This window comes from Synechococcus sp. H55.9, from assembly GCF_047462355.1.
In the GTDB taxonomy this organism is placed as follows: Bacteria; Cyanobacteriota; Cyanobacteriia; order Thermostichales; family Thermostichaceae; genus Thermostichus.
On the sequence record NZ_JANSJB010000115.1, the window covers coordinates 1 to 6,446 of the forward strand.

Below are 6,446 nucleotides of genomic sequence, written 5' to 3' on the forward strand. Positions count from 1 at the left end.
GGTTTACGACTTGGAATTTACTTCCGAAGACGATCCGGTCAGGGAAGCCCCGGAATGGGCGGCGGATCCCAATATCTTGGAGACCCAAGAGCTGGTGCGGCAGAAGCTCGCTGAAGCTGTGGCGGAGGCGAGATCGATCCGGCCCAAGGCGGAGCCCGTTTTCCCGCAAACCTTGTTGGCTTCACCGCTGTTCAATCCCCCAGCCAAGACCAAGCAGAAAAAAGCCGGGCTCGGTTTCAAGCCCACCCCCACCCGTTAATGGTTGATCCCCCCTTCCCGGTCTCATCAAGGGAGAGGGGTTGGGGGCTGACTACTCTGGGCCCACCACCAAGCGGCGGAAGGCCTTCTTGCCCACCTGGAGAACCCGCCCGACCAGGTCAGAAGCGTTGGCAAACTCCAAGTCGGGATCCTCCACTTTTTGTCCGTCCAGCCGCACGGCGCCTCCTTGGATTTGCCGACGGGCCTCGGCGGCGCTCTTGCACAGGCCGGACTCGCGCAGGATGTAGCTGAGTTTTGCCGGGTAAGACAAGCCCTCGACGGCAAAGGTGGGGATGGATCCCGTCTCGACGAGATTGCCTTGCAACACCAGGGCTTGGGCGGTGCGCTGCGCCTCTTCTGCCGCTTCAGGGGAGTGAAATTGGGCCACCAGAGTTTTGGCTAGGAGAATCTGGCGCTGACGGGGATCTGCCGGCAGCTCTGAGGGGGGCACCGCCGTGAGCAACTCAAAATACCGCTCCACCAGGTGATCCGGCACCTTCTCCAGCTTGGAGTACATGGTGAGGGGATCCTCGGTCAGGCCCACGTAGTTGTTTTTGGACTTGGACATTTTCTGGTAGCCATCCAAGCCCTCCAGAAGCGGCACCGTCAGGCAAAACTGCGGGGTTTGGCCTTTCCAAAGCTGCAGCTCTCGGCCAACCAGGAGGTTAAAGCGCTGGTCGGTTCCCCCCAGCTCCACGTCGGCTGCCAGGGCCACCGAGTCGTAGCCCTGCAGGAGGGGGTAGAGGAATTCGTGCAAGTACACCGGTGTTCCAGCTTGGTAGCGCTGGGCAAAGTCTTCTTTGGCCAACATCTGCCCCACCGTCATCTGGGCCTGCAGCTCGATTAGCTCGCTGAGGGTGAGGCGGGCCAGCCACTCGCTGTTGCGGCGCACCTCCAGCCGGCCAGGGGTCGCAAAGTCCAAAATCTTGCCAGCCTGCTCCAGATAGGTGCGGGCGTTTTCTTCCACTTCTGCCGGCGTCAGGCGGGGACGCGCCTCCGACTGGCCAGTGGGATCCCCCACCAGCGCCGTAAAATCCCCAATGAGCAAAATGGCCACGTGGCCGGCATCCTGAAACTGCCGCAACTTGCGCAAGACCACCGCGTGGCCCAGGTGCAGATCTGGCCGCGTCGGATCGATGCCCAGCTTGACCCGCAAAGGGCGATCCGTTGTGGCCAAGCGCTCTTCCAGAGCTGCCGCCCCCCCCGGGAAGATCTCGGCCACCCCCCGCTGGGCGATCTCGGCGATGCAGGGATCCCTTGGGGCCGACGAGAGGGCAGTTGGCGATGTCCCTAGAGTTGATTCCATCCCTTGGATCGAGGTGCACCATGAGCCATTTTAAGCCTATCCACCCACCCGGCTTCGCCCCACCCAGAAAGGATCCCCTGCCGGCCCAAGAAGCACCGCCCTATAATGGGTCAGACTTGCGGTCGCTCCGCAACGCTGAAGTGACGGAGTTTTTGACGTGACCTACGGTCGCAGACGCTCGGGGGCTCGCGGCCATCTCTCCCCCCGCTTGGGGTATGGTGAGTACGCCGGCGCGGCCCCACCCACCCGCCCCTCCTGGAGGGCTCAGGTTGCCGCCACGGTGGGCAATCTGTTGCTGGGATCCCTGCTGTTGGGATCTACGGCGACGGCCGCCGGCTTGATGGGGTTGGCCATCAGCTTCCGCAACCTGCCGGATGTACACCAACTGCGGGACTACGTGCCGGTGGCCACCACCCACATTGTCGATATTCGCGGCGAGCCGATTGCCAGCTTGCATGGGGAAGCCAACCGGGAGGTGATCTCGCTGGACGAGGTCTCGCCGGAGATGAAAAAGGCGCTGCTGGCCATTGAAGATAGCCACTTCTACACCCACCCCGGCATCAACCCGGTCAGCTTGGGCCGGGCCCTTCTGGGCAGCGTTGAGGGGGGCTTGGGCTCAGCGGGAGGCGGCTCCACCCTGACGATGCAACTGGTGAAGAACCTGTTTTTGAGGCCGGAGCGCACCCTCAGCCGCAAAGTAGCCGAGGTCGTGCTGGCGGTGCGGCTGGAGCAGGTCTTTACCAAAGACGAGATCCTGGAGATGTACCTCAACCAGGTGTACTGGGGGCACAACCTCTACGGCATCCAGGCGGCGGCCCGCAGCTACTTCAACAAGGATGCGGCAGAGCTAAACTTGGCGGAAGCGGCGATGTTGGCCGGGATCCTGCCGGCTCCAGAAACCCTCAGCCCCTTCCGTAACCTGGAGGGAGCCAAACGCCGGCAGCGGCTGGTGCTGGATCGCCTGGTGGAGCTGAAGTGGATTACCCCGGAAGAAGCCCAGGCAGCCCGCGAGCAAGAATTGACCTTGGGCCGCATCACCTCCTTCCAGAGCAACGCCCCGGCGGTCACCGACGTCATCGAAGCCGAGCTGCGGCGTCGCTATGGCGAGCAGGCAATTCTCCAGGGGGGGCTGCGGGTGCAGGCCACCATCGACCTGCGGCTGCAACGCTTGGCAGAGCGCATTGTCAACGAAGATGGGCCCCGCATTGCAGCCGCTCGCCGAGCCGACCAGATGGCCCTGGCGGCAGTGGATCCCCGCACCGGCTATGTCAAGGCCCTTGTGGGCGGCATCAACGCCCAACGGGGCCAATTTAACCGCGCCACCCAGGCTTTTCGCCAAACGGGATCCACCTTCAAGCCCTACGTGTACTACGCGGCCCTGGCCAGCGGGCGGTATTCTCCTGGCAGTATCCTGGAAGACACCCCTGTCACCTATCCCGGCTCGCCCCCCTACAGCCCGAAAAACTACGACAACACCTTTTACGGCCCCCTCACTTTTGCCCGCGCCTTGGAGCTCTCCCGCAACGTGCCCACCGTCAAGCTGGCAGATGAGGTTGGGATCCGCAACGTCATCGCGGCAGCCCAGGCCACGGGCATCAGCGCCGAGATGTTCCCCAACCTGGCCACGGCCCTGGGCTCGGCCAGCATCAGCCCCCTGGAGATGGCGGCCAGCTATGCGGTGTTTGCCAATGGCGGCTACCGGGTGGAGCCAACCTTCTTGGCCCAGGTGGTGGATCGCAACGGTCAGATTCTCTTCGAGGCCAAGCCCCAGCCGCAGCAGGTTTTGGATCCCTGGGCGGTGGCTACCCTCAACCAGATCCTCAAGGGGGTGGTGACCCAGGGCACCGGGACCGCGGCCCGTCTGGACGATGGGCGACCGGTAGCAGGCAAAACCGGCACCACCTCCGACTTTCGCGACGCCTGGTTTATCGGCTATGTGCCGCAACTGTCCACCGCCATTTGGATCGGCAACGACAACAACTCCCCCATGCTGCCCGGCACGGCAGGGGGCGCTTTTGTCGCCCCCACCTGGAAGCGCTTCATGGCCGAGGCCCTGCAAGGGATCCCACCCCAAGACTTCCCTAGCCCTCAGCAATTTTCCCCTCCCCGGCCATGAGCAATAGCGAGGAGCGGCTGGCGCGCATCGAGCGCACCGTCGAGGCCAACGCTCAAGCCATCGCCCAACTGGCCCGGCAAAACCAAGAGCTGCTGCAGACCATTGCCGGCACCGAAGAGCGCATCGCCAGAGCTGAGGAACGCATCGCCAACGCCGAGGAGCGCGTCGCTAAGGCAGAAGAACGTCTGGAAGCCGAGGTCAAACGCTGGGACGAGCGGTTTTTCCAGCTCAGCCGCGACACCCTCAACTTCACCCGCAATGTGGTTACCATCGCCGCCATCACAGCGGTTTTGATCCCGCTGCTGCGGGATGTCGCCCCCCTGCTGATCGAGTTGCTGCGGCAGGGATCCCGTTAGCCCCCGGTCATCGAAGGGCCCAGGGGATCCCAAAGCGTAATCGTTCTGAGTTACACTAAGACTGCAAAGAAAGGTAACGCCTTTGTCTGGTTTACCCTTAGCCTTGGCCGCGTTCTTTCTTGCATTCCTTGCACAAGACACAGAGGACAGACGATTATGGCTTTTGAACTCCCAGCTCTGCCCTACCCTGCCGACGCCCTCAAGCCCTATATGTCGGCGGAAACCTTCTCCTACCACCACGGCAAGCACCACGCCGCCTACGTGGCCAACCTGAACAAGCTGATCGAGGGCACCGATCTGGCCAATAAGTCCCTGGAAGAAATTATCAAGACCACGTTTGGGGATCCCGACAAAGTGGGCATCTTCAACAATGCTGCCCAAGTCTGGAACCACACCTTCTTCTGGGAATCCATGAAGCCGGGTGGGGGCGGCGCGCCGACGGGGCCCATCGCCGACAAGATCAACGCCGACCTGGGCGGCTACGACAAGTTTGTGGAAGCCTTCAAAACGGCGGCGGCCACCCAGTTTGGCAGCGGCTGGGCTTGGCTAGTGCTGGACAACGGCACCCTCAAGGTCACCAAAACCCCCAACGCCGAAAACCCGCTGGTGCACGGCCAAGTGCCCTTGCTCACCCTGGATGTGTGGGAGCACGCCTACTACCTGGACTACCAAAACCGGCGTCCCGACTTCATCAGCGCCTACCTGGAACACCTGGTGAACTGGGATGCCGCCAATGCCCGGCTGGCAGCCGCCTGACTGACCCTCTTCTGGGATCCTCTGACGGGGGATCCCATCGAGGACTAGCCTTGCCCAGCTCTTTGCCAGGGGATCCTCAGGGATCCCTTTTTTTCGGCTTAGTCCTTCCCCAAGCGTTCCCGCTCTTCGCGCAGGCGTTGTAGGAAGCTGGGCGTAGGGTTTTGGGCAGGGGTGGGAAAGGCAGCAGCAGGAGGAGCGGCCCGGTTGATGGGGGGAAAGAGGGGGCGATTGACCGGCTGGGGCGGCAGGGGGGTGCTGGGAATGGGAGTGGGCGGGGGGGCCGGCGCTGCAACGGGCGGAGGCGCAGGGGTGGGTGGCGGTGAAGTGGGCTGGGGTGGGTGGCGATGTGGGCGTGGGTTCGGGTTGAGGGTTCTCCCGAACCGGATCAGGATCATCTTCAAACACTGGCTCACCATCCCGCAGCAGCCAGTCCAGCAGTGGATCTGGGCCGGCCTCCCGCTCATCGGTGTCAGAGGGCAAAGGAACAGCAGGCGGTCTCTGAATGTCTGTACCCGGATTCAAAAGCAGACGCAGGCCCCAAAAAGTGCTCCCGGCAATGGCGGCAAAAAGAGCTATCCCTCCCCAGAGGGGGATCTGCCTGTCCCTGGAGTCCGGCTGGGCGCCTTCCCAATCATCGATGGCTGCCAGGGTGCGCTCGGAAAACGGCGAGGTTGTTGGAGGGGGCGTGAGGGAAGATCCGGCGCTGTTGTGGGATTGCAGGGATCTCTCCAATTGGTCGCTGAGGAGCTTCATGGTCTGGGGCCGCTGGCCGGGGTCTTTGGCCAGACAAGCAAGCACCACTTCCTCCAGCGCCGGCGGGATCTCATGAGGCAACTGGGAGCGGTCGAAGGGCCGAGGCTGTTGGTAGTTGTGGGCCTCGTACCAACCGGGAAAAGAATCGGTCTTGGGCTGTAGGGGGTGTTGCCCGGTCAGCATGCGGTAGAGCACCACGCCGAACGAGTAGATGTCGGAGCGGGGATCCAATTCCTCGCCGCGCACCTGCTCGGGAGAGGCGTAGCGCACCGTCCCCAAAAAGCCGGTGGTTTGGGTGCTGAGGGCCAAAGAAACGTCGCTCAGCAACTTGGCGATGCCAAAATCCAGGATCTTGACCGTCTCTCCCAGGGTCTCATCTTTCAAAACAAAGAGATTGCTGGGCTTGATGTCGCGATGGATCACTCCTTTGATGAGGTGGCCATCTTGCTCGGTCTCCAAATTGTGGGCATAGTAGAGACCGGCACACACTTGGCGGGCGATCTTCACCACCTGCTGAGGGGGCAGCAGCGGGTGCTTGAGCATCAGTTCTCCCAAGCTGCGCCCCGTCAGGTATTCCATCACCAAATAAGGTTGGTTGTTCTCCAGACCGTAATCCAGCACCTTGACGATGGCCGGGTGCTCCCCCAGCAGGGTACTGATGCGAATTTCCTGCTGAAAGCGCTTGAGCAAGTGACGGCAGGTGTTTTCATCGCCTGCCAAGTTTTGGTGCAACAGCTTCACCGCCACCGGACGATTGAACAGGCGGGTATCCACAGCCTTGAACACCTGCCCCATGCCCCCTGCCGCAATGTTCTGAACCAGTTGATAGCGCTGACCGATCACTTTTCCAGGAGCAAGCTGGTTCATAAGCGGCCCAAGAGCATGTACCCTCCGATTTTAA

General features: G+C 62.2%; 4 protein-coding genes and 2 pseudogenes. 4 read left to right on the forward strand and 2 right to left on the reverse strand.

The annotated features are described in order from the left end of the window. Positions 1 to 259 (forward strand): annotated as a pseudogene (locus tag NW857_RS11805) (hypothetical protein); the annotation flags it as partial. Positions 260 to 310: 51 nt separating this feature from the next. Here the strand turns inward: NW857_RS11805 and tyrS are convergent. Continuing rightward, positions 311 to 1,564: a tyrosine--tRNA ligase gene (gene tyrS, locus NW857_RS11810; protein WP_414335509.1), complete on the reverse strand. Its 1,254-nt coding sequence runs from the start codon at positions 1,562 to 1,564 to the stop codon at positions 311 to 313. A 157-nt stretch (positions 1,565 to 1,721) separates the two neighbouring features. On the opposite strand from tyrS, the gene NW857_RS11815 reads away from it, so the two are divergent. The 3 genes from NW857_RS11815 (at position 1,722) to NW857_RS11825 (ending at position 4,792) form a co-directional block, all read left to right on the forward strand. Further along, entirely contained in the window at positions 1,722 to 3,680 is a 1,959-nt protein-coding gene (locus NW857_RS11815) for a transglycosylase domain-containing protein (protein WP_414369036.1), read from the forward strand. Further along, a complete protein-coding gene (locus NW857_RS11820; protein WP_414335505.1) occupies positions 3,677 to 4,036 on the forward strand; it encodes a hypothetical protein in 360 nt (119 codons plus the stop codon). The genes NW857_RS11815 and NW857_RS11820 overlap by 4 nt, the downstream gene beginning before the upstream one ends. A 156-nt stretch (positions 4,037 to 4,192) precedes the next feature. Beyond that, positions 4,193 to 4,792, forward strand: a complete 600-nt coding sequence (locus tag NW857_RS11825; RefSeq protein WP_414335503.1) for a superoxide dismutase — start codon at positions 4,193 to 4,195, stop codon at positions 4,790 to 4,792. A gap of 795 nt (positions 4,793 to 5,587) precedes the next feature. Here the strand turns inward: NW857_RS11825 and NW857_RS11830 are convergent. Next, positions 5,588 to 6,412: pseudogene (locus tag NW857_RS11830) on the reverse strand (serine/threonine protein kinase); the annotation flags it as partial. Positions 6,413 to 6,446 lie beyond the last annotated feature (34 nt).

Excerpts from the sequence above, each read along its gene's own strand:
- tyrS (WP_414335509.1), bottom strand. The coding sequence starts at position 1,564 with ATGGAATCAACTCTAGGGACATCGCCAACTGCCCTCTCGTCGGCCCCA.
- NW857_RS11820 (WP_414335505.1), top strand. The coding sequence starts at position 3,677 with ATGAGCAATAGCGAGGAGCGGCTGGCGCGCATCGAGCGCACCGTCGAG.
- NW857_RS11825 (WP_414335503.1), top strand. The coding sequence starts at position 4,193 with ATGGCTTTTGAACTCCCAGCTCTGCCCTACCCTGCCGACGCCCTCAAG.